Origin of the sequence: Aeromonas sp. s11 (assembly GCF_040907945.1) — a bacterium.
In the GTDB taxonomy this organism is placed as follows: Bacteria; Pseudomonadota; Gammaproteobacteria; order Enterobacterales; family Aeromonadaceae; genus Aeromonas; species Aeromonas veronii.
The window spans coordinates 1-23,991 of record NZ_JBFOCU010000016.1; the positions used below are offsets into that span (position 1 = coordinate 1).

General features: G+C 55.5%; 19 protein-coding genes and 1 CRISPR repeat array. Of the genes, 11 read left to right on the plus strand and 8 right to left on the minus strand.

Features of this window, described 5'->3' with window-relative positions; all coding sequences use genetic code 11:
• Positions 1–68 precede the first annotated feature (68 nt).
• Positions 69–1,231 (plus strand): IS3 family transposase gene (locus AB5Y84_RS03260; protein WP_368176341.1). Its coding sequence is split into 2 segments (ribosomal slippage): positions 69–324 and positions 324–1,231, totalling 1,164 coding nucleotides; the frame shifts between segments, so codons are not numbered across the junction.
• A gap of 97 nt (positions 1,232–1,328) precedes the next feature.
• On the opposite strand, the gene AB5Y84_RS03265 is transcribed toward AB5Y84_RS03260, so the two are convergent.
• From AB5Y84_RS03265 to AB5Y84_RS03285, 5 genes are read right to left on the minus strand one after another with little or no spacing between them, the layout of a single operon-like run.
• A complete protein-coding gene (locus tag AB5Y84_RS03265) occupies positions 1,329–1,862 on the minus strand; it encodes a hypothetical protein (RefSeq protein ID WP_368176359.1) in 534 nt (177 codons plus the stop codon).
• A 6-nt stretch (positions 1,863–1,868) separates the two neighbouring features.
• Positions 1,869–3,269, minus strand: coding sequence for an RAMP superfamily CRISPR-associated protein (locus AB5Y84_RS03270; protein WP_368176360.1), 1,401 nt, complete (start codon positions 3,267–3,269; stop codon positions 1,869–1,871).
• On the minus strand, positions 3,266–4,900 hold the full coding sequence (locus tag AB5Y84_RS03275) for a hypothetical protein (RefSeq protein ID WP_368176361.1): 1,635 nt from the start codon (positions 4,898–4,900) through the stop codon (positions 3,266–3,268). Before AB5Y84_RS03275 ends, AB5Y84_RS03270 begins: the two co-directional genes overlap by 4 nt.
• A 3-nt stretch (positions 4,901–4,903) precedes the next feature.
• Entirely contained in the window at positions 4,904–5,491 is a 588-nt protein-coding gene (locus AB5Y84_RS03280) for an RAMP superfamily CRISPR-associated protein (protein WP_088869015.1), read from the minus strand.
• The gene (locus tag AB5Y84_RS03285; protein ID WP_368176362.1) at positions 5,488–7,221 is read right to left on the minus strand and encodes a hypothetical protein; all 1,734 of its coding nucleotides are present in this window, start codon (positions 7,219–7,221) and stop codon (positions 5,488–5,490) included. Before AB5Y84_RS03285 ends, AB5Y84_RS03280 begins: the two co-directional genes overlap by 4 nt.
• Positions 7,222–7,527: 306 nt before the next feature.
• On the opposite strand from AB5Y84_RS03285, the gene AB5Y84_RS03290 reads away from it, so the two are divergent.
• From AB5Y84_RS03290 to AB5Y84_RS03305, 4 genes are all read left to right on the plus strand, one after another.
• The gene (locus AB5Y84_RS03290; protein ID WP_368176363.1) at positions 7,528–8,637 is read left to right on the plus strand and encodes a hypothetical protein; all 1,110 of its coding nucleotides are present in this window, start codon (positions 7,528–7,530) and stop codon (positions 8,635–8,637) included.
• Positions 8,638–8,699: 62 nt separating this feature from the next.
• A CRISPR array of direct repeats spans positions 8,700–9,170; the repeat unit is 38 nt; unit sequence GTCTTAATCCCTTTAGTCAGGGCGTAGTCCAGTAGGAC.
• Positions 9,171–9,491: 321 nt separating this feature from the next.
• The gene (locus AB5Y84_RS03295) at positions 9,492–10,166 is read left to right on the plus strand and encodes a VWA domain-containing protein (protein WP_088869012.1); all 675 of its coding nucleotides are present in this window, start codon (positions 9,492–9,494) and stop codon (positions 10,164–10,166) included.
• A gap of 67 nt (positions 10,167–10,233) precedes the next feature.
• Positions 10,234–11,085 (plus strand): PP2C family serine/threonine-protein phosphatase, encoded by an 852-nt coding sequence (locus AB5Y84_RS03300; protein ID WP_368176364.1) that lies wholly within the window; start codon positions 10,234–10,236, stop codon positions 11,083–11,085.
• 148 nt (positions 11,086–11,233) lie between these two features.
• A complete protein-coding gene (locus tag AB5Y84_RS03305) occupies positions 11,234–11,887 on the plus strand; it encodes an ADP-ribosylglycohydrolase (protein WP_368176365.1) in 654 nt (217 codons plus the stop codon).
• A 540-nt stretch (positions 11,888–12,427) separates the two neighbouring features.
• On the opposite strand, the gene AB5Y84_RS03310 is transcribed toward AB5Y84_RS03305, so the two are convergent.
• The gene (locus AB5Y84_RS03310; protein ID WP_368176366.1) at positions 12,428–12,688 is read right to left on the minus strand and encodes a hypothetical protein; all 261 of its coding nucleotides are present in this window, start codon (positions 12,686–12,688) and stop codon (positions 12,428–12,430) included.
• An 818-nt stretch (positions 12,689–13,506) separates the two neighbouring features.
• Here AB5Y84_RS03310 and AB5Y84_RS03315 point away from each other — a divergent pair.
• From AB5Y84_RS03315 to rplY, 5 genes are all read left to right on the plus strand, one after another.
• Positions 13,507–14,784: an HD-GYP domain-containing protein gene (locus AB5Y84_RS03315; protein ID WP_088869010.1), complete on the plus strand. Its 1,278-nt coding sequence runs from the start codon at positions 13,507–13,509 to the stop codon at positions 14,782–14,784.
• Between the two features lie 120 nt (positions 14,785–14,904).
• Entirely contained in the window at positions 14,905–15,327 is a 423-nt protein-coding gene (locus AB5Y84_RS03320) for a CBS domain-containing protein (RefSeq protein ID WP_368176367.1), read from the plus strand.
• 240 nt (positions 15,328–15,567) lie between these two features.
• Positions 15,568–19,482, plus strand: a complete 3,915-nt coding sequence (hrpA, locus tag AB5Y84_RS03325; protein ID WP_368176368.1) for an ATP-dependent RNA helicase HrpA — start codon at positions 15,568–15,570, stop codon at positions 19,480–19,482.
• A gap of 95 nt (positions 19,483–19,577) precedes the next feature.
• The gene (locus tag AB5Y84_RS03330; protein ID WP_368176369.1) at positions 19,578–20,456 is read left to right on the plus strand and encodes a hypothetical protein; all 879 of its coding nucleotides are present in this window, start codon (positions 19,578–19,580) and stop codon (positions 20,454–20,456) included.
• A 116-nt stretch (positions 20,457–20,572) separates the two neighbouring features.
• Entirely contained in the window at positions 20,573–20,860 is a 288-nt protein-coding gene (rplY, locus tag AB5Y84_RS03335; RefSeq protein ID WP_005333252.1) for a 50S ribosomal protein L25, read from the plus strand.
• A 107-nt stretch (positions 20,861–20,967) separates the two neighbouring features.
• Here the strand turns inward: rplY and AB5Y84_RS03340 are convergent, their stop codons facing one another.
• Positions 20,968–21,360 (minus strand): MerR family DNA-binding transcriptional regulator, encoded by a 393-nt coding sequence (locus AB5Y84_RS03340; protein WP_005360322.1) that lies wholly within the window; start codon positions 21,358–21,360, stop codon positions 20,968–20,970.
• 122 nt (positions 21,361–21,482) lie between these two features.
• Between AB5Y84_RS03340 and AB5Y84_RS03345 the strand changes: the two genes are divergently transcribed.
• Positions 21,483–22,658, plus strand: coding sequence for an acetyl-CoA C-acyltransferase (locus AB5Y84_RS03345; RefSeq protein WP_368176370.1), 1,176 nt, complete (start codon positions 21,483–21,485; stop codon positions 22,656–22,658).
• On the opposite strand, the gene AB5Y84_RS03350 is transcribed toward AB5Y84_RS03345, so the two are convergent.
• On the minus strand, positions 22,655–23,878 hold the full coding sequence (locus AB5Y84_RS03350; protein ID WP_005333249.1) for an EAL and HDOD domain-containing protein: 1,224 nt from the start codon (positions 23,876–23,878) through the stop codon (positions 22,655–22,657). The two genes, AB5Y84_RS03345 and AB5Y84_RS03350, sit on opposite strands and share 4 nt — an antisense overlap.
• Between the last annotated feature and the right edge of the window lie 113 nt (positions 23,879–23,991).

Consider the following 23,991-nt stretch of genomic DNA (forward strand, 5'->3'; position numbering starts at 1 on the left):
TGTAGTGGTCTAATCATCCCGGACACCATTTTAGGTGGTACAGTCGCCACCATGACCTGAGGTGTTCAATGACAAGATTACGTCGCTCATTTACTGCCGAATTCAAACTCGAAGCCGCATCCCTGGTGCTCGACCAAGGATATTCTGTCCCTGAAGCCAGCCGTTCACTGGATGTCGGTGAAACAGTGCTCCGTCGCTGGGTTCTGCAGCTGCAATCCGAACGAACTGGCACAACCCCAATCAGCAAAGCACTGACTCCAGAGCAGCAGAAAATTCAGGAGCTGGAAGCCCGTATCAACCGGCTCGAACGTGAAAAGGACATTCTAAAAAAGGCTACTGCTCTCTTGATGGCGGACGAGTTCACACATACGCGCTGATAGACCGATTAAGGGAGCAAGCCCCCATCACTTTGGTCTGCTGCGCCTTCGATGTTCCCACCTCCTGTTTTTACGATTATCTGGCTCGCAGGCGGACGATTAACCGTGAACGTATGCAACAGCGCTGTGAGTTGCGCCGGTTGTTCAAAGAGAGCAGGAGCTCTGCAGGCAGCCGCGCCTTGATGTCGATGATGCGAGAGTTGGGGTATCAGATTGGCCGATTCAAAGTACGTAACCTGATGAAGGAAGCCGGTCTGGTATCCAAGCAACCGGGCGCTCATCGCTATCAGGTGGCACAGTCTGAACGACCGGACATACCCAATCTGCTGGCCCGCGAATTTGATGTCCAGCAACCCAATCAGGTGTGGTGTGGCGATATCACCTACGTCTGGGCCGGTGGTTGCTGGCATTACCTGGCAGCGGTGCTTGACCTGCACACTCGGCGGGTCGTGGGCTGGGCGATGTCTGATAAACCTGATGCAGAATTGGCAATCAAAGCCCTGGAGATGGCCTATCAGCAGCGGGGTTGCCCATCTGGTGTGCTATTTCACTCTGACCAGGGCAGCCAATATGGCAGTAGGGCATTTCGGCAACGAGTGTGGCGCTATCGCATGACCCAGAGCATGAGTCGGCGTGGCAACTGCTGGGATAACGCCCCGATGGAACGGTTGTTCAGAAGCCTGAAGTCAGAGTGGCTCCCGGCTATGGGATATATGAGCTTGCGGGAAGCAAAGCGGGATATCAGTTATTACCTGATGGATTACTACAACTGGCGGCGTCCACATCAACACAATGACGGGATACCGCCAGCAAAAGCCGAAGAACGGCCTAACCAAGTGTCCGGATTTAGTTGACCACTACAATGGTCATGGCTGACCTGATGTGCCCAGTCCGGTGAGTAAACCCACTGTGATAACGGAACAAAGTGGTAAGGGGCATGAACCTGCGTCATTACTTATCTCCTTGCGCAAAGCCGGCAAACTGTTGCACCAGCGGCTGCCACAGGCCTTCTGTTGTGGCGGTTTGTCCTTGCTGCCACCACTGACGGTAGACCAGCTCTCGGCCTTGGGCGTGTGGCAGATCTTGGCGTAATACCAGACGTTGCTCACGGTAAGCTTGAATGAGGGTGCTGTTGCCATGGCTATTGCCATTACAATCAAGGCTATTCAACAAGGTGATCCGATAGGTTGTGCCGTGCTCGTGCTGAATATGCAGGCTGTTTCCGTTTTGGTGCCATTGGCCTTCTAGCAGATCTGCCGTGTGGGTGGGTAAGCCCAGAGCTAATTGGCTGGCGGTTTGATACCAACCTTCAGCCTGCGGCCATTGTGCCAATAAGGCGTTTAACTCTTCACGTTGGCCACGGCGACTTTCAATTTGCAGATGCCCGCTGATGAGCGTAGGCAGTTGGCAACCGAGAACTTCCGGTTGCTGTTGGCTGCATTGCGCGAGCGAGTTATAGGTTTTCAATGAGGATGCTGCTTGCATGTGTATTTACTCCTTGCCGCTGCCAGTTAATTGCGCAAAGTCGATGTCCCACGGTTGATGTGGCTGATGCATCACCAGAGATAAGCCTCGCCCACTGGCTGCGCCTAATGGCAATAAGCCCTCTTTGAGATCGTTGAGCGTTTCCTCGAAGGCTTGTTGTACCTTCGCAGATAACGGTTTTCCCGGCAGTACGTGCAATGTCAGCGTTATTTCCGGTTGCCACAAAATCTCTTCACTGAATAATCGGCCCTGACGAACCCCACCGGTAAAGCGATCAATGCTGGTATGCGTGCGATGCAGGGGATGTGGTTGCAAAATCACGCAGTCATCCACAATTAGTCGGCCCGCTAAGGGTGCATCGCTATCTTCGCTACCAAACAATTCAGCCAGTGCTGCTGGGCGGTTTTCCCAGCTCTTGCTATCGGTTTCGGTAAGCTGTTCGGCAAAGTCACCGTTAAGTCGGCGCAAGTTATACGCGGTACGGTGCGCGAGAATACCTTTAATAGTGCTACCACAGAGCACAGCTTGAGGCTTATCGCACCAGGTGGCGTGCTGTTTTTGCCATTGAATGGCACTTTCAGTGAACGTGAAGGTATCCGTATGTTCAGTGGTATTATTCCCGATTGGGCGAGCACCACTTCCCGCACGCCAGCCGCCTAGTGCCGTCACGCCGAGGAGAGCAAAAGGTGTGGCCTCTGAGGGGGGCAGAGCTTGGCCTTTCGGTAAGGTATCTCGCTGGGCAAAACGCAGCATTTGTGCGCCCGCCTGTGGCTGGCCTTGCAATGTCAGTGGCGTGATCTCACTGCTGACTAAGCCTAATTTGCCTAACCCATTGCGGGTTGATGCGCCGAGTGCAAAGGCCGGATCGGCTAACAGCGCCAGTAATGCATGCCACTGTGCTTCACGCTCGGGTGACTCATCACATTGCATCCAACGAATATCGACGACAAAACGTAAACCGCGCGGCAGTAATACGGTATCAAATTTTCCTTTATCCGCAGCGCAGCCTCTATCGTTGATCCGAACGCGTTCACGGTGTAACGGGTTGGCTTGGTATAAGCGGCTAAGTAGAGGGTCTTGATGAATATCTTGCTCGGTCATCAAACCTTGAACCGGTTTACCTTGGCTGTTCAGTAACAAGCCGTGATGTACCGAAAGCTGTGCGGATTCATTATCGGTAGTGCCAAACCAGTAATCGGCAATGGACTGACCCAGCGTGGGTGATGTGCCCAACTGTTGTGTGGCTTTTTGACGCCATACGCCGACGAAGCTGGTGGCAGGAATATAGGGCAGCCCGTTGGCATCACGCACTAATTGTTGATCAAATCCGGTATCGCGGTCACCAGAATAGATAGCAAGCGGCGAGCGGGTTTCAAAAAGTAGTCTGGCTAACCAAAGACGTTTCATTGTCCGGCCTCCTGCTGGTTGTCTGCATTATGGGTAGCATTGTTGGCCGCATATTTTTTACGGTAGGCGCGCAGACCGTCATCAGTTGACAGATCGTAACGGCATAACTCTTCAAGCAGTAAACGCAGATCATCAAGATCCAGTTGGTGACGCGTTACGGCCGCATCAAACTGTTGTGCAAAGGTGACTAATCGATCACCTTCTGGCCATTCGATACCCCAACCGCTCGGATCGTTGGTGGTTTTACAGATGGCACTTTCTGACTCAAAGGCAGCACGTCGCCAATCGAGAATGCCGTGGTGCTGGGCTCGGTCGGCATGCGATGAGCGAGCAAGATCGGCTAAACGACGCCACTGGCTGCTGCTAGGTCCGGCCTGATAAGCCGGTGGTGTGCGGTGATAGCGGCGCAGGGTCTGGTATGCATCGGCAATGTGGTGGTGCATGGATTGGCAACGCGTTTTGCGTTCAATAGTGCGAGTTTGCTTTGCCTGCTTGCTTTGCACCCATGCCAGCAGTGGGCTAGATGTTGCGTGGTTGGTCGGCGTTTCATGTAGAGCGGTCGGCTGTGGCAATGTCACGGCAAACGGCGTAAACAATTCGCTAGCTCCAGTACCAGGTGTTACTTGGTTTGCCCATGCGGGGTTAATCATGACCCAGCCTAAGCCTTGCTCTCTGGCGAAGCCACAACCTTGCTCCGTTAAGGCTTGTAGCGCCTGCTCTGTTGGTGCATCTTGTAACTGGTAAGTCAGTACGCTACCGGCTGCAATTAATAGTTGTTCGCTATTTAATCCACCTCGTGCGCGGTTAAAGCGGCGGACACGGCGACTACGAATAAAGGTACGTGTTGGGTCGAGCTCGCCACACAGCTCAGGGTGTAAATCTTGTGCACTTGGGGTGAGGGTTGGTTGGCCCAAGGCATCTAAACAAGCTACATCACTTAAACACCAGATCACCAACTCGTTACCGCGAGCCGCCGTTGGTTGAGGCTGTGTTTGTGGCTGGTACAGGCTCAGGCTGACTTTACCAAACTCACTGTTTCGTGAGCGCCCTAAAACGAACTCGCCGTGCAGAGTTTGCTCGAGCAATGCCGCAAGCGCAGGCTCTGCACAATCAACCCAGCCGGCAAATGTTTGTTCAGCCTGAATGAAGGCATATTGAAACAGTTGCCCTTCTTTAGCGCGCTGAGTGTCACTGTCTAGTGCCGTGCGGGCGGTCAGGCCGGTGCGGATATCCGCAGCGTACTGTAAGGTCCGCGCCGAAGAGATAAAACCTTGGCGGATTTGCTGGTATTGGATTAATTCATTACGCGCAAAGCGGCGAGCCGCATGGTTGGTTAGCGCGTTTTTCTCCCCTTTTGGGGTATGCCAACTGGCGGGAGCCGGTAGGGCAATTTCACCGTATTGTGGGTTATCTGGGCCGGTTACTACAGGGTAGGCGGGGGAAAAACGGCATTCACCGGAGTGAAACAAGGTAAACGCGTCTTCTGTGCTCAGTTGTGGATACAGTTTACTGGCCACCGCGCCGAGTAAGGCGCTACCCGGAATATGATCTAACGTTTGGTGCTGTGTGGTTGCAGAGCTGCGGCTAATGATCACAGGTTCGAGCGTGGTTAGGGTATAAAAAATACGCATCAGTTATTGCTCCTCTACAGTCACAATCACATCACCGAGGCCACGACGGCGTTTCCCCCCGACGGAATTAATCAGCGGAAGCACACTAGAAAGCCAATGTGCAAACTGCTGCTGTATTTCTGCAGAGGTGGTATTGAGCTCGAGATGGGCATGCAGAGCTAACGGTACGACAGTTTCCATTGCTCGTAATGACCCCTCTTTAGCCGCACCCGTGTGGCTATCAATTGCGGTGGCGTGGCGCACTAAATAAAGGTGCTCTTTATCTTTTGGATTTGCGTTGAAATAGGAGATTTCGGTGGGGCTTAATGTGGCACTGCTGATGCGCAGCGCCCCTTGGGCTTGTGCGTGTGTACCTTCGCAACCAAACAGTTGCGTTAAGGTGTGAGTATCAGCACCTTCAAGCCATTGCAGCTCAGAGGCTTCACGAAAGGCTTGGCGCAATAGCCCTTTGATACTTTTTCCACTGAGTACCGGCAGGGCGTGCTGGTCTTTTAAGACCAAACTATCGGCATAGGCACCCCCTTCACGGCCGGTACCCACATGCCATTCACTGCGCAGATCAAATTTGAGGCAAAAATGCAGCGAACTCATTGGGAACCCTCCTGCTCTGGCATGAAGTGTTCATAAACCAGTAAATCGACAATCCAGCTGTGATATCGGGTTTCACCCATATCATCGGTTTGAGACCAGAACCAGTTTGGCTCTGCGTGCTGCGCTGCAGGCATCAATGACACCAAGTGTTTATCCCACTCGATGCGCTGAGTCGGCGTGAGTTGGCTCAGGGCGCGATCATAGATCCGCATGGCTTCATCACTATTATCGCGACTTAGCTCTGTGGCCATTTGCCGGAATTTGTTGATAGACAACGGCAACGGCGCGTTACCCTTCACTTTTTGGCTCAAGAACTGACGCATACGCTCAAGTTCAATTAATGATGGCCCCGCTAAACTGGAGTTAAATTGATCTTCGTTGTCAGTGATCAGATAACCTGGCAGCGCACCTTGTAGCGGCTTACCTTTCCAGAGCCATTGCTGAGATTGCCCACGCAATACGCGAATATCTTCTGCCAGTGCTTTACTGATGCGATAAAAACTCAACGAAGCCGGTAGTACAGTAGGGGTTGCTTTGGTCACGGTTTTAGCTTCACTGCATAGCCCTTCAACCAAGTGATGGCACAGCATGAAAGGGTGATTGGCTTTGTGGTACAAAATGCCGCCACTGGCGGTCAAGTAAGGCAGCAAATCAGCGCTGCCTTTAAGGTAGCGAGTATGTAGACCTTTGAGTTGTTCTGCAGAGTACTTACGGAAAGCGCGGCAAAAACGCGTGGCATAACCTAAGGCTAAATCCGCGCGGCACAGCAGCGTAATATCATCGCCCCCTAGCACCAATGGGCGCATTGCGAGGTATGTGACAGATGCTTTTTTTAGCTGTGTTTGATAGAGCCATTGCGTGGCTTCTGCCGCGGCAAGCTCTGTGGCCTTAGCTAATGCATCTGAAAATTGGCGAAATGCCGTAGAAAATACATCATCTGGCTGATTTTCAAGGGCCTTGCGCAGAGCTCTTAACTGTTTACCAAGGCCGTTGCCATCAATATGAATGAGCGCCAAATCGCGCAAATCGGCATTCTCGGTTTGCTCGGTTTGCGCATTGTAGAAGGCGCTGGTATCCAGAGGGAATTGCAGATCGGCGGGGAGATCAGTATCGGTACTGAATTTTTGCAGTAACAGTGAGTCACGTAATCCTAGAAAGCGATAGCACTGCCGATGCAATTCAGTATCGAGATCAATGTGCTGTTCACTTTCATTAGCCTGTGGCGCAATTTCGCGCCGTGCCGCAGTCGAAAGAGGCACTGCCGCTAATCCAGTACGTGGTGAGGCAACGCAAGGCGCAGTACTGAGCGGATAGTGAGGGCGCGGTAAATTACGTGCCGCTGCCAGTGCCACATGCCCTAGTTGTAAGGCGTTCTGTAAAGAAGCGTCTTCACACAACGCATCACAAAACGTCAGGCCAGGAAACAGTTGTTGGACAGTCAGCGTCCAGAGGCTTCGCAGCTGTAACAGCGGGGCTTTACTGTGACACCACGCATAAAAGGCCCCCCCTTTACAGCGTACAAAATGGATTTGCTCATCGTGTTGTGTGCTAGGTGGGACCAGCAGATCTGACTCAAGGCCACACTGTTCGATAACGTGAGCCAGAACGGAGGTTGGGTGATTATCAATTAGACGATCCAACCGCTCGCTGGCTGAAATTACATCTTTTAACTTACCTGACCGGAACAGGTAGGACTGTATCGATTTGGCTTCGAAGAGATAAGTGAACATGAGGCATCCTGTAGAGTTCCACTAAGTAGGGCCGAAACCTGAAGAGATTTGCAATATTCAAATGCGGCCATTTTTAATCTAACTAATTAATTTGTAAAGTTTTTGACCAACACATCCAGTCGGAGTTGATCAATCTGAGCGGAACATCACGAAATTGGAAAGTGAATCAGTTCTTGGCCCATTTAATGGCATCGTGTTTCCAATCCTACGATCATGTCTGTCAATCAATCTTCTGACTAATTGGTCACTCATAATGGTTGTCGAGTGATTGCTAAAGTCCTTTCATCTAATGCAACGAGGTGAGAGATGGATACACAGGGCTGGCTCAATCAGATACTGGGGGCACTGGATAGGCCGATATCGGGCAAGCAGCAGGCTCGGGTGGCATTACCCACCAGGATGGCGAACCGTGAACAAGGGTTGCACCGGCAGGTATTCGATGCCACCGGCAGAGCGGTTGTTCTGGGGCCGCTGCTGGCCAGTGGCGGGGAGGGGAGTGTCTATCCGCTGGCAGGCAGGCCCGATGTGCTGGTGAAGCTCTACCATCCGGCCCGGTTGGCACAATCTGGGGGCAGGTTGCAGGCGAAAATCGAGGCGGCGATCATCTTGCGCCAGCGCATTCCCGAGCTGAGCCAGTTACCGCTCGCCTGGCCCCAGTTAGCGGTGTTTGATAGCCAGGGGAACTGGCTGGGGTATGCCATGCGACGTGCGCAGGGGCGGCCCATCCGTGGTTTTCGCAATCCGGCACTGGTGCGTCACGACTTTCCCGGTCTGGGGCGTGCCCTGCTGGCCACAGCGTTGTGCGATCTGATAGAGACAGTCAAGGTGCTGCATCGTCATCAGATCTGTTTGGGGGATATCAATCTGGACAACTTTTTGCTGGATATGGCCAATGGTCGCTTCTGGCTGATCGATTGTGACAGTTTTCAACTGACGCTGGATAACACCCGTTACCCCTGTCCGGTGGGGCAGGAGAGCATGATCCCCCCGGAACATCAGGGTCAGGATCTCGCCTCGGTGCGGCGTACACCAGAGAGCGACACTTTCTCGCTCACCGTGCTGGTGTTTATGGTGCTGATGAGTGGGCGTCACCCCTTCGAACATGTGGGGGGCAGTCGGGTGGCCGACAATATCCGTCAGGGCCATTTCCCCTATGGCCAGTCGATCCGGCCCGGCAGTCAGGGGGCGGTGCCGCTGGGTCCCTGGTATAACTGGTGGAGCCATCTCTCTTACCAGCTCAAAACCATCTTTATACAGACCTTCGGTGTAGGTGTGACCCAACCCGCCGGGCGGGTGCCCCTGAGCGAGCTGGCGACCCGGTTGCGACAGTATGGTTGGAGCATCCATCAGGGCCATCTCAGCGATGAACTGTGGCCGGCGCAGGCCAAGGTGGCCAGCCCGCCCCACGCTAAATAGCCGCTGAATAGCAAAACGCCCCACCCGGTGATCACCGGGTGGGGCGTTTTGCTTTTGCCAATCAGCCAATCCCTTTAGTCAGGGCGTGGTCCAACAGGACCTGTGTGGGCGTGTTACTCAACAGCTTTGCTGGAGTCTTAATCCCTTTAGTCAGGGCGTAGTCCAGTCGGACTGGGCAGGTCTGATCCTTACTCGCTGAGAGTATTGTCTTAATCCCTTTAGTCAGGGCGTAGTCCAGTAGGACAGATGGGTCCGGTTATGGAAGGCGGCGAGCGTATGTCTTAATCCCTTTAGTCAGGGCGTAGTCCAGTAGGACTACTCCGGTGTGATGTCTCTGTAACGCAGACTACGTCTTAATCCCTTTAGCCAGGGCGTAGTCCAGTAGGACCAAAATCCGTGGTCTGATGGGTACCAAAGCTAACGTCTTAATCCCTTTAGTCAGGGCGTAGTCCAGTAGGACCCCACTCGTGTAAATGAACTTCACCGCGCCTGTACGTCTTAATCCCTTTAGTCAGGGCGTAGTCCAGTAGGACTGAAGCAATTTATAACTCATTGTTTTTATTGATGCAACTTATCCACTGCAGTGAATAGGTCTGGGGATAAAAAAACGCCATTTAAGCATATTTCAGACCAGGATTATGACATGCGTTATTAACGTATTAATTTAATAGGATATTTAAATTCACCTATTTTTTAAAGTAGGGGAATATTATCTAAGAATGTTTTGCATTGACAGCTTCGCATTGCATGTGTTAAGTAGCTCATTTTCTTACCAGTTGGTGTCAATCCGTTTCCCTTTGAACGCTGTCATTATCTCTTCCGTCAGCCAATCCGGCTTTGTCACAGGAGAGAAGATGATGGAACTTGCCCATCTCGAGCAGAGTCTGCTCACCAACCCCGCCCCGCGTTGCCCCTGTATGTTGCTGCTCGACACCTCCGGGTCGATGCAGGGACGCCCTATTGCCGAGCTGGGGGATGGGGTCGGGCAATTTATCGCCGAGCTGCAGGGCGATGAGGTGGCCGCCAGTTCGGTGGAGCTGGGGATTATCAGCTTTGGGGGCCAGGTACAGGAGCTTCAGCCATTGGCCTCGGTCGCCGAATTCGATTCTCGCCCGGCCCTGGTGGCTGATGGAGTGACGCCACTGGGAGAGGCGATTGCCCTCGGCATCGAACGATTGGCGCAGCGCAAGCAGGCTTATCAACAGGCAGGGGTGAGCTATTACCAGCCGTGGATGGTGATCATGAGTGACGGGGTGCCCACTGACAGTGGTTGGCCGGTACGGGCGGCTGAGCTCAGGGCGCTGGCCCAGGCGAAGAAGATGGTGGTGCTCTGTGTGGCCATCGGTGCCGAGGCGGATATCGGTGAGCTGTCGCGTTGCGCCCTGTTGCCACCCAAGCGTTTGGCCGGATTGCGCTTTACCGAGTTTTTTATGTGGCTCTCCCAAAGCATGCAGCGGGTGAGCGCATCTATCCCCGGTGACAAGGTGCAACTGCCTGCCACCTCAGGCTGGGACAGTATCGATGTGTAACAGGAGACCGGCAGAGCATGCGTTGCATGGGGCGCAAGCCCCCCATTTGGCCATTGAGGAGCCTGTTATGACGGTGGCGTCTTATTATCATCCCCTGTTGGCCCAACTGCCTCGTTATCTTGAGCAGTTGTCAACAGCGCCGCTGGAACTGTCGGATTGGCATGGGGTGGCTAGCCAGGCGGTGGGTTACCGCCATCTGCAGCATGGTTTGCCCTGTCAGGATCATGGGGTCATCCACTGTCAGGGACGGCCGTTGCTGGTGCTGTGCGACGGGGCAGGATCGGCCCTATGCGCCGAGTTGGGGGCCCGTGCGTTAAGCGAGGGGTTACGGCGGCTGCTGATCTCGCTGGAACCTTGTTTGGCCAAGTGGCTTGATGAGGAAGAACAGAGCGCTGAGCTGGCGCAACTGGCCATGTTGTTGGTACGGCATGCCAAGGGGATCAATGCCGATCTGGCCGCAGCCGGTCGGCGCAGTGGCGATGATTTTCGTGCCACCTTGCTGTTAGCAGTAGCAGGCAAGCACTCCCTGTTCTGGCTGCAAGTTGGCGATGGCCTGTTGGCGTTACGGGAGCGGGGTTACGCTGAATCATCCTGGCGTCAGCTGGGCCAGGCGAACAAGGGGGAGTTTGCCAACCAGACTGCGTTCATCGATCCGCAGTTGGGTATGGCTCAGGTCAGTTGGGGTGCTGAGCCCGCAGGTAGGGTGGAGGCGGTTGTCGCGATGAGTGACGGGGCTGCCGAGCGACTCTATAGCAATGCACAGAGTCGGTTTGCCCCCATGCTCGATCATTGGGTTGAGCAGAAGGTGACCGTACGCGAGCTCTATGAGTGCTTGAGCCAGGGGGAGTTATGGCGACGCACTACCGGCGATGACAAGTCCGTGGCCTTGCTGGTTGGCCCGGGTGTTAAGACCGTCTGATAGATCCGCCTGCTTTTGCTGCGATGGGGAAGAGACAAGCGCTGTTTTTCCCTGGTGGCGGGACGCGCTTTATCGCCGAGCTCTGTTGCAGTTTCCAGGCATCTTGATGAGCCAACCTTGCTTCATTATCAATCATCACTGGAGTGTCATGACATTGACGCCGGGATCGGATCAGCTGGCCATGCCACTGATCAGGGGGATCTATTGCCTACTGTCAGCCGAGCGAGCTAGGGAGCTGACCGCTCTGCTTGCCAAAGGCGCGTGTCACCAAGAGGGTGAGACTTCACCGCTGGCGGTGGTGACGACATTGGCTATCCATGTCGAGCAACATCGGCTGGATCGCACGTTACAGCCCATCTACTGGGGATGTGAGCAACTGATGGCGGGTGCTGCCGATTTGCTGGGGGAGGATGCCAGCTTTGAAGATCAGGATGCGTTGCGCTTGTTGGCACTACTGCTCGACAAATTGCTGCGAGGAGGGCGCGGCAGCCGTCAGGCCAAGCTGGATGGACTCACACCAAGCGTGATGGAGCAGCGGGCGCTGGCGGCCAGATCCCCGAATACTGGTTCGGTGGTTCGGTGGTGCGTGGTAGCTGGCGGCGCAAGTCTCGCAATCAGCTGGGCCATGCCAGCTGGCTTGGATGTAGTGGAGGCAGCCCTCTGGTGCTTCTGGCATGGTGACGATTTGGCAAGCGGCGAAGTGCTACTCGGTGTGCTGCTGGGCAGGGATGAGCGAGTGCGGCTTGTTTATGGTCTGCTGGTGGGGGCTTTCTACATGGGGGAGCCTTTCAGGCTCGAGTGAGGTTGTTTGAATTTTTCAGCAAGTGATTTAAATATAACAGGAAAATGAACTTCTGCAGTTTATGCCCACGAACTTCTGCATGTGGTGTTTCAAATATGAAACAGCTGGACGGGTCTGGCTTGGCTCTATTACGGCAAAAACGTACGGCAAAAACGGATGAAATCCTGTCGGTTAAGTTGCTCAGTCGAAGAGTGTTACTATCTGTAGCAATGCCCCTCAAATTTCACCACGTCCCAGTTGTGTACCACTCTCATCAGCGTTAGAGCCATAAACCTTTATAAATCAGGTCATTAAAAAAGACATATTGCAAAACGTGGAAATAGAATGTTGGCTCGTTGCCCGCGTGTGCTGTTTTGCTCATGTTGCTCGAGATGAGGTATCCGATGACGGCGGCTAGCGCCTGGGTGGGCGGTGCCAGGCACCACAATTGTGTGCATGGTAAACCATAGCGCAGGCAGAACGAAGGGCGAGCCGCGCAGGTGGCGGTTTATTGGGCGGTTGTTCCCGATATCTTATGCACTTCTGTCTTGCTCACCGGGACTATACGACCAATTTATCTCTCAGGATATGATGATTGTTTAGTGATATCTGTAGTAACCGGTTAAGAGTGCCCTCATTGGCGATCCTGTCCAGGTTCGGGGTCTGGTAGCCCATCATCCCCTGGTTGTAGGCACTGATGTTCCAGTAGCCGATGTCATCGCCCATGATGGCAAGAATATTGGGCTTGGCGGCTGCTGTGGCACTACCAGCGGTGGCCATTAAGGCAGGGCTCATGGCTATTTTGTTTATTTGAATGGCCATTATTGGCTCCACTCCTAATCTGATGTGAATTGGTACACAAAGTGGGCGATGAAAGCAGCGTGCGTTTAACGCGGTGGAAATATCATCCCGTGCAGGCTGTTGGAGGGGATGGAATACCCGGATGGGCATATTCCCCTTTATCGCTGTCGTTATGACCTGCAAAGAGTGATATGACCTGAATAGCCCGAGTTAACCGCAGCTTGGAAATCAGCTTTCAACAGTTTCAATCTATAAATCCCGTTTATCCTTGTCGCCTTATAGCGAATATAACCGCTGGTTATCCGTTATTTTTTCGCCGACCCTTCGGTCGCAAGCTATCGGGTGAGCTGCGAGCGAGCATGGGAAGCTGTATCCAGAAGGCGGAGGTGTCTACAGCTATCGATGGCGATAAGGCGAATAAATAGGTGATGGAGTTCACAGTTCGGCTAATCAATTTAGGGGATGAGAGCTGTTATGAGCGTTGTGGTGTGCCTTTATTCAAAATTCTTACTGGCAAACCGAGCACTCTTTAATTCTGATTAAGTCATAATTAAGTAAAGTTGGGGTGTTGATTGTTTCGCTCAGATATGAGTTTTTAAAACTGCTCACAATCTCATCGCGAGATTTAAAAAGTCTGCTCGCATATTTTTGAACGTATACATATGACTTGAATGGGTGTGGCCAAATAAATCCAGCTGTAATCTTTGCCTTTTCAAGGTGTCAGGGTCATAAATGCCTATAAAAACAAGGTAAAAGGCTCGGCTATTGACTAAGTTGATAGAAGGCGAGGCATAAAACAGCGCCAGTTTGATACAACAACATCGCATGGGACCCGGATCATGGACAGAGCGCAGGGCGCAGCCCCCTTTTCGTTGCAAGTGGATCTAAGGCAGGTGGTGTATGCCCTGTCAGCCTCGCTGGATCTGGTGGGCATTGGCGATGTGGCCCACGGTAAACGGGTCGGGATTATGGCTGCCGAGTGCAGCCGGGAGCTGGGAATGAGTGAGGCCGAACGCTGTCTGCTGTTCGAGCTCGGGGTGCTGCATGATATCGGTGTCTCCTCGACCATCACCCATCACCATCTGGTCAGCGAGTTCGATTGGGAGTCCTCCCAGCGCCACTGCGAGGTGGGATATCAGCTGCTCAAGGATTTCCGTTTGCTGGCCCCATTGGCCCTGCCTATCCGCTATCACCACACCCACTGGCACCTGTTGCGCGAGATGGCCGATGTGGACCCCAATGTGGCCCGTCAGGCCAACCTTATCTTTCTGGTGGATCGCTGCGATGCGTTGGCGGCGCCCTACTATGGCGATGGTTCATTGTTGATGCATACCAACGAGATCCGCGCACGCCTGCAGGATTTCCGTGACGAGTTCTTTGCCCCCGAGCTGGTGGATGCCTTCCTCAAGGCGTCTCGCTCTGAGGCATTCTGGCTGCAGCTGGAAGCTCGCTCCATCAATGATTACATGCTGGAGATGCTGCAGGTGCGGGAGCCTTGCCTGACCTTCAACGGGGAGCTAAAAGCGCTGGCGCAGATCTTCTCTGGCATTGTCGACGCCAAAAGCCCATTCACGATGACGCATTCACTCGGTGTGAGCAGGTTGTCGCGGGCATTGGCCGAGCAGATGGGAGTCAGTGCCATCCATTGTGACATGCTGGAGATCGCCGGTTTGCTGCATGATCTGGGCAAGCTCAGGGTGCCGGACGAGATCCTAGACAAGCCTGCCAGCCTGACGAAAGAGGAGCGGGCCATCATTAATACCCACAGCTTCGAGACTTACCAGATCCTGCGCCATATCGAAGGGTTTGAGGAGATTGCCTGTTGGGCGGCCTATCACCATGAGGAGCCTGATGGGGAGGGCTATCCGTTCCACCTGCCGGCATCCGCCATGGCGCTCGAAGCACGGATCCTGCGGGTCGCCGATATTTTTCAGGCAATGGTGCAGGACAGACCTTATCGGCGCGGCCTGCCTGCCCGTGACGCATTGACCTTTATGCAGCAACTGGCGGATCAGGGGCGGGTCGATCCCGCTGTGGTGGCGGTGCTGGCCGATCACCTGCCGCAGATGATGATGGCAGCCATTCCGGATCGCGAGCCGGATCATGCCATCAATTGAGGGAGAGGCTGGCCGCTGACTCATACTGCCGTGAGCCAGCTATGCTTGGAACAAGCCGAGCATGGTGCCGGTACCGGCGCACAAGACGCCAGCTTGATGGACTACCGTAGGGGAGCAGATATGGAATCGCTAAAAGCCAAGGATTATATGCAGAGCAGACCCATCACCTTCACTGCCGACATGATGGTGCAAGCTGCGGTCGAGAAATTTCTGAACAGTCATCAGCTCGGTGGCCCGGTGGTGGATAGGCAGGGCCATCTGATTGGCTGGATCTCCGAGCAGGATTGCATCGCAGTGCTGCTTAAGGAGGCCTATCACTGCGAACAGGTGGCGCAGGTCAAGGATGTGATGCGCAAGGAGGTGTTGTCGGTGGGTCCCGATACCAGCATTTTGAGCCTGGCGGAGATGATGATGGGACAAAAGCCGAAGATCTATCCGGTGGTGGATGAGGGACGACTGCTCGGTGTCATCAATCGCCACAACGTCATGCAGGCCATTCACGCCCAGCTCACCACCTGTTTTGTCCATCACACCCACGGTTAACCCTGTTTTCCTCTCTCCCAAGGCAAGCTTCGGCTTGCCTTGGCTATTTCATATGCTGCGATTTATTCATGTTATGCCATCTTACAATGGTTGTTTTGTCATGTTTGAGGAGCGGCCAATCTCTCTGTCTTCCCATATATAACGCTACGTTAAGGCTTGCACCGTTCCCGCTCGCTCTTTAGGATCGCTCCCAGCTTATCGATATGGCCCCTCTGGGCACCTATTTAAGGAATTCGTACCTTGTCTCTCTCTATCGAGGCGCTGCGCCGCCGTCTCTCTGCCTGCATGAACCTCGACGCCCGCCGCCTTTCCAGCCGTCTGCACGGGGTCAAGAAGCTGCCTGAAGGCAAACAGGCCGCCGTGCTGGAGACCATCGCCGCTGATTTGGCCGCCGCCGAAGTACGCTATCAAACCCGTCTGGCCGGAGTGCCCAAGGTCACCTATCCGGACAACCTGCCGGTGAGCCAGAAGCAGGCGGAGATCGCCAAGGCAATTCAAGAGCATCAAGTGGTGATCATTGCAGGGGAAACCGGCTCGGGCAAAACCACCCAGATCCCCAAGATCTGTCTGGCGCTCGGGCGCGGGGTGAAGGGCTTTATCGGCCACACCCAGCCGCGCCGTCTGGCAGCCCGCACCGTCGCGGCCCGTATTGCCGAGGAGATGGAGTCCGAGCTTGGCCACTACGTGGGTTACAAGGTGCGCTTTACCGATCAGGTGAGCGAGCAGACCCACATCAAGCTGATGACTGACGGTATTCTGCTGGCGGAGATCCAGAACGACCGGATGCTCACCCAGTACGACACCATCATCATCGATGAGGCCCACGAGCGCAGCCTCAATATCGACTTCATTCTGGGCTATCTCAAGCAACTGCTGCCCAAGCGCCCCGATCTCAAGGTGATCATCACCTCGGCCACCATCGACCCGCAACGTTTCTCCCGCCATTTCAACAAGGCGCCGGTGATCGAGGTCTCCGGCCGCACTTATCCGGTGGAGGTGCGCTACCGTCCACTATTTGTTGATAAAAAAAGCAGTGACAAGAGCGAAGGGCTGGAGGAGCGCGACGAACTGCAGGGGATCTTCGATGCGGTGGAAGAGCTGGCCCGCGAAGGGCTCGGGGACATCCTTATCTTCATGAACGGCGAGCGGGAGATCCGCGATACTGCCGATGCCCTGCGCAAGCTCAACCTGCGCGACACCGAGGTGCTGCCGCTTTACGCCCGTCTTTCCAACGCCGAGCAGAACAAGGTGTTCCAGCCCCATGCTGGGCGACGCATCGTGCTCGCCACCAACGTGGCTGAGACCTCGCTGACGGTGCCAGGCATTCGCTACGTTATCGATCCGGGCACCGCCCGCATCAGCCGCTACTCCTGGCGCACCAAGGTGCAGCGCCTGCCCATCGAGCCGGTCTCCCAGGCCAGTGCCAACCAGCGTAAAGGGCGCTGCGGCCGGGTGGCGGATGGTATCTGTATCCGCCTCTACTCGGAGGAGGATTTCAATAGCCGTCCCGCCTTTACCGACCCCGAGATCCTGCGTACCAACCTGGCCTCCGTCATCCTGCAGATGCTGGCGCTCGGCCTTGGCAATATGGAGGCGTTTCCCTTCGTCGAGCCACCGGAGTCGCGCCATATCAAGGACGGTCTGACGCTCTTGAAAGAGCTGGAGGCGGTGCGCGAGCTGCCCGCCACCGGCGAGCGCGAAGCCAAGTTGCAGCTGACCGAGACCGGTCGCCAGCTCTCGCGCATCCCCCTTGATCCGCGTTTGGCGAAGATGGTGATCAGCGCGGCGCAGACCGGCTGCCTGAGCGAGGTGATGGTGATCACCGCGGCCCTCAGCATTCAGGATCCCCGCGAGCGGCCCATGGAGAAGAAGCAGGCCGCTGACGAGCAGCACAGACGCTTTGAGGACAAGGATTCCGACTTCCTTGCCTTCGTCAATCTGTGGAATTACCTGAAAGAGCAGCAGGATGCCCTTGGCAGCAACCCGTTCCGCCGCATGTGCCAGAAGGAGTTTCTCTCCTACCTGCGGGTGCGTGAATGGCAGGACATTCACTTCCAGCTGCGTCAGACGGTCAAGGAGCTGGGTTTTAAAGCCAACCATGAACCTGCAGATTTCAAGACGGTGCACTGCGCGCTGCTGACCGGACTCTTGAGCCATATCGGCAACAAGGATCTGGAAAAACCGGAGTTTCTCGGCGCCCGCAACGGCCGCTTCCACCTGTTCCCGGCCTCGGGTCTGTTCAAGAAGCCGCCCAAGTGGGTGATGGCCGCAGAATTGGTGGAAACCTCGCGCCTCTACGCCCGTATCAACGCCAAAATTGAGCCCGAGTGGGTGGAGCCGCTGGCAGGCCACCTCATCAAGCTGCACCACAGCGACCCCCACTGGTCGAAGAAAAACGGCGCCGTAATGGCCAAGGAGAAGGTGACCCTCTATGGCCTGACCCTGGTCAATGAGCGCACCATCAACTTCAGCCGTATCGATCCGGCGCTGTGTCGTGAGCTGTTTATCCGCCGCGCGCTGGTGGAGGGGGATTTCGAGACCCGTCATCGTTTCTTCAGCGATAACCGCAAGCTCTTGGCCGAGGTGGAGGCGCTGGAGCACAAATCCCGTCGGCGCGACATTCTGGTGGATGACGAGGATCTGTTCCGCTTCTACGATGCCCGTTTGCCGGAGGAGGTGATCTCTGCCCGTCACTTCGACAAGTGGTGGAAAGAGGCGCAAAAGCGGGATCCCGAGCTGCTCAACTTCGAAAAAGAGATGCTGATGAAGGGGGATGCCGCCCACATCAGCGATCTCGACTACCCCAACTTCTGGCAACAGGGGCGCCTCAAGCTCAAGTTGACCTATCAGTTCGAGCCGGGTGAGGCGGCGGATGGTGTGACCCTGCATATTCCGCTGCCGCTCCTGAATCAGGTGGAGGTGAAGGGGTTTGAGTGGTTGATCCCCGGGCTGCGTCACGAGCTGTTGGTGGCCCTTATCAAGTCGATGCCCAAGCCGATGCGCAAGAACTTTGTGCCGGCGCCCAACTATGCCGATGCGCTGCTCGCCAGTATCAACCCCGAGCAGGGGCCGCTACTGGACGAGATGGAGCGCCAGCTGCGGCGGATGACTGGCGTGACCGTGCCCCGTGAATCCTGGGACTGGAATGCGGTACCCGATCACCTGAAACTCACCTTCCGGGTGGTGGATGACAAGCACAAGAAGGTAGCGGAAGGCAAAGATCTGGAGGCATTGAAAGAGTCGCTTCGCGGCAAGGTGCAGGAGACCCTGTCGCAAGTGGCGGACGATGATATCGAGCAGTCCGGTCTCACTCTGTGGAGCTTTGGCGAGCTGCCGCAAGAGTACAGTCAGAAGCGGGGCGGTTTCGAGGTGAAGGCCTACCCGGCCTTGGTAGACGAGAAGGATTCGGTCGCCATCCAGCTGGTGGAGAGCCCGGTGGTGCAGCAGCAGCTGATGTGGGCCGGTCAGCGCCGGCTGGTGCTGCTCAACGTGCCATCTCCTATCAAGTATCTGCAGGAGAAGCTGCCCAACAAGGCCAAGCTGGGGCTCTATTTCAACCCGTTTGGCAAGGTGGCTGAGCTGATTGACGACTGCATCGCCTGCGGCTGCGACAAGCTGATTGAGCAGCATGGCGGACTGGCTTGGGACGAGGCCTGTTTCGAGGCGCTCAAAGAGTTTGTCCGTGCCGAGCTCAACGATGCGGTGGTGGAGGTAGCCAAGCAGGTGGAGGCCGTACTGACGCTGTCCCACGAGATCAAGAAACGGCTCAAGGGGAAGATGCAGCTCGACACCGCCTTTGCCATGTCCGATATCCAGCAGCAGTTGGGCAACCTTATTCACAAGGGCTTTGTCACCGAGACCGGCTGGCAGCGGCTGCCGGACCTCTTGCGTTACCTGCGGGCCATCGAGCGTCGCCTGGAGAAGCTGGCCATCGATCCCAACCGGGATCGGGTCTACATGCTCAAGGTGCACAGCGTGGAGTCGGAGTACAAGGCGCTGCTGGCCAAGATCCCCAAATCCCAGCTTATTCCCACCGAGGTGGCCAATATCCGCTGGATGATCGAGGAGCTGCGGGTATCCTTCTTTGCCCAGAATCTGGGGACCCCTTATCCGGTCTCCGATAAACGGGTGCTTAACGCCATCGCTCAGTGCTAAGCTGCTATCTAACTGTTTTAACAGCATGATAGCGGGTGCTGAGAAGGGGCTGCCGGTCAGGTAGCCCCTTCAAACCGCAAGTCAGGGAGGCAAGGATGCTGGGGATCTGGTTGAGTGTGGCGCAGGTGGTGATCAGCGGTTATCAACCCATCGCGGAACAAACCTGGGTGCAGTTGAACCCGGAATATTACCCGCTGGCGCGCACGCCGCCTGCGATGTTTGTGGCCTGGCGTGGCAATCAGTTTCCGCCGCTGGCCAAAAAGCAGAAGCACGGTCGCTGGCAGATCCTCTTTCCCGCCCGGTTGGTGCCCCCCTTCGATCTGTTCGAGGGGGAGGCGCAGCTCTCCAAAACCTATCTGGCAAGGCTGCGGCGCATCGACGAGATGGCTTACGGGGTCGTCCCCGGCCAGGTCGCTGCAATTGTGCAGCAGGGGAGTGGGTCCCCTGCTTATCACGCGCAACCTGTCGCGCCCTTTATCGCCGAGTTCCGTACACCCCAAGACGCGTTCGGTGGTGTTGATATACCCAGCGACCCCGACGAGAGCGAACCTCTACTGGCTCAGCTGGGGGCGACCTTTCGCACTGCGGGGATGAGTGGTGCCCAAGGAGATGAGGGAGTAGTGAGCGCAGATATAGCGCTCGCCAGCCACACGGCTAGCTTATCCGCAGGCAGTGACGTCATGCTTACCCTCTCGGCTCCTGCGGCCGGCGGTCCACAAACCGTGTGTCATCAGGTCGCCGCAGGGGAGACCCTGTGGCGTATAGCGAATCAGTTATCCAGCGCCCGGGGAGCAGATACCTACAGCTATTTGCTGGCGCTGGTGGCAGATAATCAGCCGCGGCTTGGCAAGAGCATTCGAGTCAGAACGGGGGAGGGTCTCTACTGCCCGCGCGCCGAGACCCTGGCGCGGTTTGATGCCCTGAGCCCGGCCCAGCGTCAGCAGCAATTCGCCCGGTTGGAGCAGGGGCGCTAAATGCAGAGTCGGTACCTTGTATCCGAAGTTGGCCCGTGGTAGTATTCGCGCTCGTTTTGCGAGGTGTTGACCGGTCGCAGTTAGCACCATAAATTCATCCAAAAGAGATACATACTATGTCTTTCGTATTCCAAGCTGAAGTCCGTTCTGACCTGGGGAAAGGTGCGAGCCGCCGCCTGCGTCAAGCTGACCAAGTTCCTGCCATCGTTTACGGTGCAGGCAAAGAAGCCCTGTCCATCACTGTTGACCACAAGAAAATGATCCTGGCTCAAGAGAAGCCGGAATTTTATGAGTCTGTACTGACTCTGGTTATCAACGGTGAAGAAGTTAACGTAAAAGTGAAAGCTATCCAGCGTCACCCGGTACGTTACAAGCTGATCCACCTGGACTTCGTTCGCGTTTAATAGCGAACCGTCAGGTCGAAGAAAAGCCACTCTCAGGAGTGGCTTTTTGCTATCTGGCATCTTGTGAGCGGGCTGAAAGGACTTTGCCTGATAAGCCAGCAAGGTGGTTATCCCAGCTGGCTAAGGGCCTGTTGGCAGCGCTGCTCGGCGGCATCAAGTTCCAGCAGTACCATCCTGATATCTTCCATCTGCTGTTGCAGTGTCTCCCGTTTCTCCTCAACCAGTCCCAGCATGGTCTGTAACTGGGTGCGGCTGCTCTTGTCGGCATCATAGAGATCAAACAGCTCGCGGATCTCGGCGAGGCTGAATCCGAGCCGCTTGCCGCGCAGGGTGAGCTTGAGGCGAACCCGATCCTGCTTGCTGTAAATGCGGGTCTGTCCTTCTCTGGCGGGATTGAGCAACCCCTGATCCTCGTAGAAACGGATACTGCGCGTCGTAATATCAAATTCCCGGGCCAGCTCACTGATGCTGAAGCGCCGTCCTTCATCCTTGTTGTTCATACAGACTTCTTGGCGAACTAAATCCTGTCTGCACCTTACCTAAACGTAAACTGCACTGCAACTCTTGTTCCATCGCGTCAGAACCCCTATGTTATGGCCATGTAACAAACAGAGGCAGGCAAATGGATATTGCAATTGTGGCGGCAAAACGGACTCCGATGGGAGCGTTTCAGGGTGCATTGGCAGAGGTAACTGCGCCTGAGTTGGGAGCCTGTGCCATCGAGGCGGCACTGCAGCAAAGCGGGCTGCGTCCGGAGCAGGTCGATGAAGTGTTTATGGGCAATGTGCTGGCGGCGGGCGTGGGGCAAGCGCCAGCCCGGCAGGCGTTGTTGAAAGCAGGGTTGCCAGATAGTGTGCCTGCTACCACGGTCAACAAGGTGTGCGGATCCGGCATGAAAGCAGTGATGTTGGCCGCGGATACCATCCGCCTTGGTGACAACAGGGTAGTGGTCGCGGGGGGGATGGAGAGTATGAGCCGTGCCCCCTATCTGCTGGATAATGCCCGCAGCGGCTTTCGGATGGGGCATCAAAAGGTGCTGGACCACCTATTCCTCGACGGTTTGCAAGATGCCTATGATGGCCAGCTGATGGGGATACATGCCCAGCGCAGCGCCGATCAGGCCGGTTTGACCCGCAGTGCCATGGATGAGTTTGCTCTTGCGTCGTTGCAGCGTGCGCGCGATGCACAGCAAGCCGGCGCGTTTGCATCCGAGCTGGCAAGTGTCTATCGCGGTGAGTGCTTGTGGCTGGCCGAAGACGAGCAGCCCGGCAAGGGCAGACCGGAGAAGATCCCTACCCTGAAGCCAGCGTTTGGCAAGGAGGGCACCATTACGGCAGCAAATTCGAGCTCTATCTCGGACGGTGCGGCGGCGCTGATATTGATGGATGGCGCCACGGCGCAAGCCTGGCAGGTACCAGTGCTGGCACGGATCGTCGGTTATCAGAGCCATGCAGCATTGCCCGCCGAGTTTACCTCTGCGCCCATTGGCGCCATTTCACGCTTGCTGGCGCGTCTTGCATGGTCGGTGGAAGAGGTGGATCTGTTCGAGATCAACGAGGCCTTCGCCATGGTCACCATGCTGGCCATGAGCGGGGTCGGCATCCCTCATCACAAGGTCAATGTGCATGGTGGGGCCTGTGCGCTTGGTCATCCGCTGGGTGCGAGTGGCGCACGCATTCTGGTGACGCTGATCGCCGCGCTGCGGCAACGGGGTTTGCGGCGAGGCGTGGCCGCGCTCTGTATCGGGGGCGGGGAGGCGACCGCTATCGCGGTCGAGGTGAATGACGAGACGAATTAATTGGTGGCTTCCATCGCCAGCAGTTGTTCCGTGACCCAGGTGGTGGCGGCCAGATAGAGGTGACTCACCTTATCCTCGCTCAGCCCCAGGCGGGCTGTTCTGGCCGTTACCCGTGACCAGTTGGCGCTCTCGTAATCTTCACAAAACGCGAGGTAGAAACCGAGATTGCCTTTTCGCTCCAGCAGCGCCAGCCGAATATCGTCGATAAGAGGGATAGTGCCGAGCAGCTTGTCCATCGGCTGCTCCATCAGTACATCCAGCAGGGAGAAGAGACCGGTGATAAAGGCTTGTTGTGCCTGCTGGCTCGGAGCGTGGGCGTGGGCCAGCAGTTCACAGAATCGGGCACGGATCATCGACATCTGGTAGAGCTCGGCGCTCTTGCCCTTGCCGGCGCTGGTCGCGGCTACCAGCGAAACAAAGCGCTTTAGTTGGGTGTTTCCCAGATAGATGGCAGCCTGGCGAAATGACGAAATAGGGTTGGTGTGACCTTTGAGATGGTTGACATAGCGCAACAGCTTGAGAGAGAGGGAGATATCCTGACCGAGTAGCTGCTCAATCTTGTTGATATCAGGCTCTGCCTCGTTGACCACGTTGAGCAACTGCATCACCACGACTTGCGCTGGCTCCATGGTGGCTTGCTTGACCATCTCGGGTCTGCTGAAGAAAAAGCCCTGGAACAGCTGGATCCCCAGCTGTTTGACCCGCTCGAACTCCGCCTTGTCCTCTACTTTTTCCGCCAGATAGGTGAGCCCCAGCGTCTGATGCCGCTGGATAAACACTTTGATCTGCATCAGGGGGGTGGCACGAAGATCAAACTTGATGATGTGGATAAAGGGGAGGAAGCGCTCCCAATCCGGCGACATGGTGAAGTCATCGAGTGCCAGTTGATATCCCAGCTTGTGCAACTGTTTCACCTTTTCCAGCAGGGCATCATCCGGTGGGGAATCTTCCAGGATCTCAATCACCACTTTTTCGGGCGGCAGGCACTCTGCCAACCCCTCCAGCAGCAGTGAGTGGGGAAAATTGATAAAGCAGGGGCGGCCGCCCAAGAGCTGATCGATATTTTGTTGCAGGAACTGTTCGACCACCAGGCGTGACGTCGCCTGTTGGGAGGAGATGCTCGGGAAGACATTATTCAGACTATCGCGAAAGAGCAGCTCATAGGCATGAGTTTTGAGGTCTCTGTCGAGGATCGGCTGTCTTGCTACGTAGGAATACATGCCTTGCTCCAGTAAAGGTACTGGGTTGATTTTATGGTGTTGCAGAACACTATGCCAGTGTTCACCTTATTGAGTAAGGCAATAATTGGCATAGCGTTTTTTGCAGGGAAGGA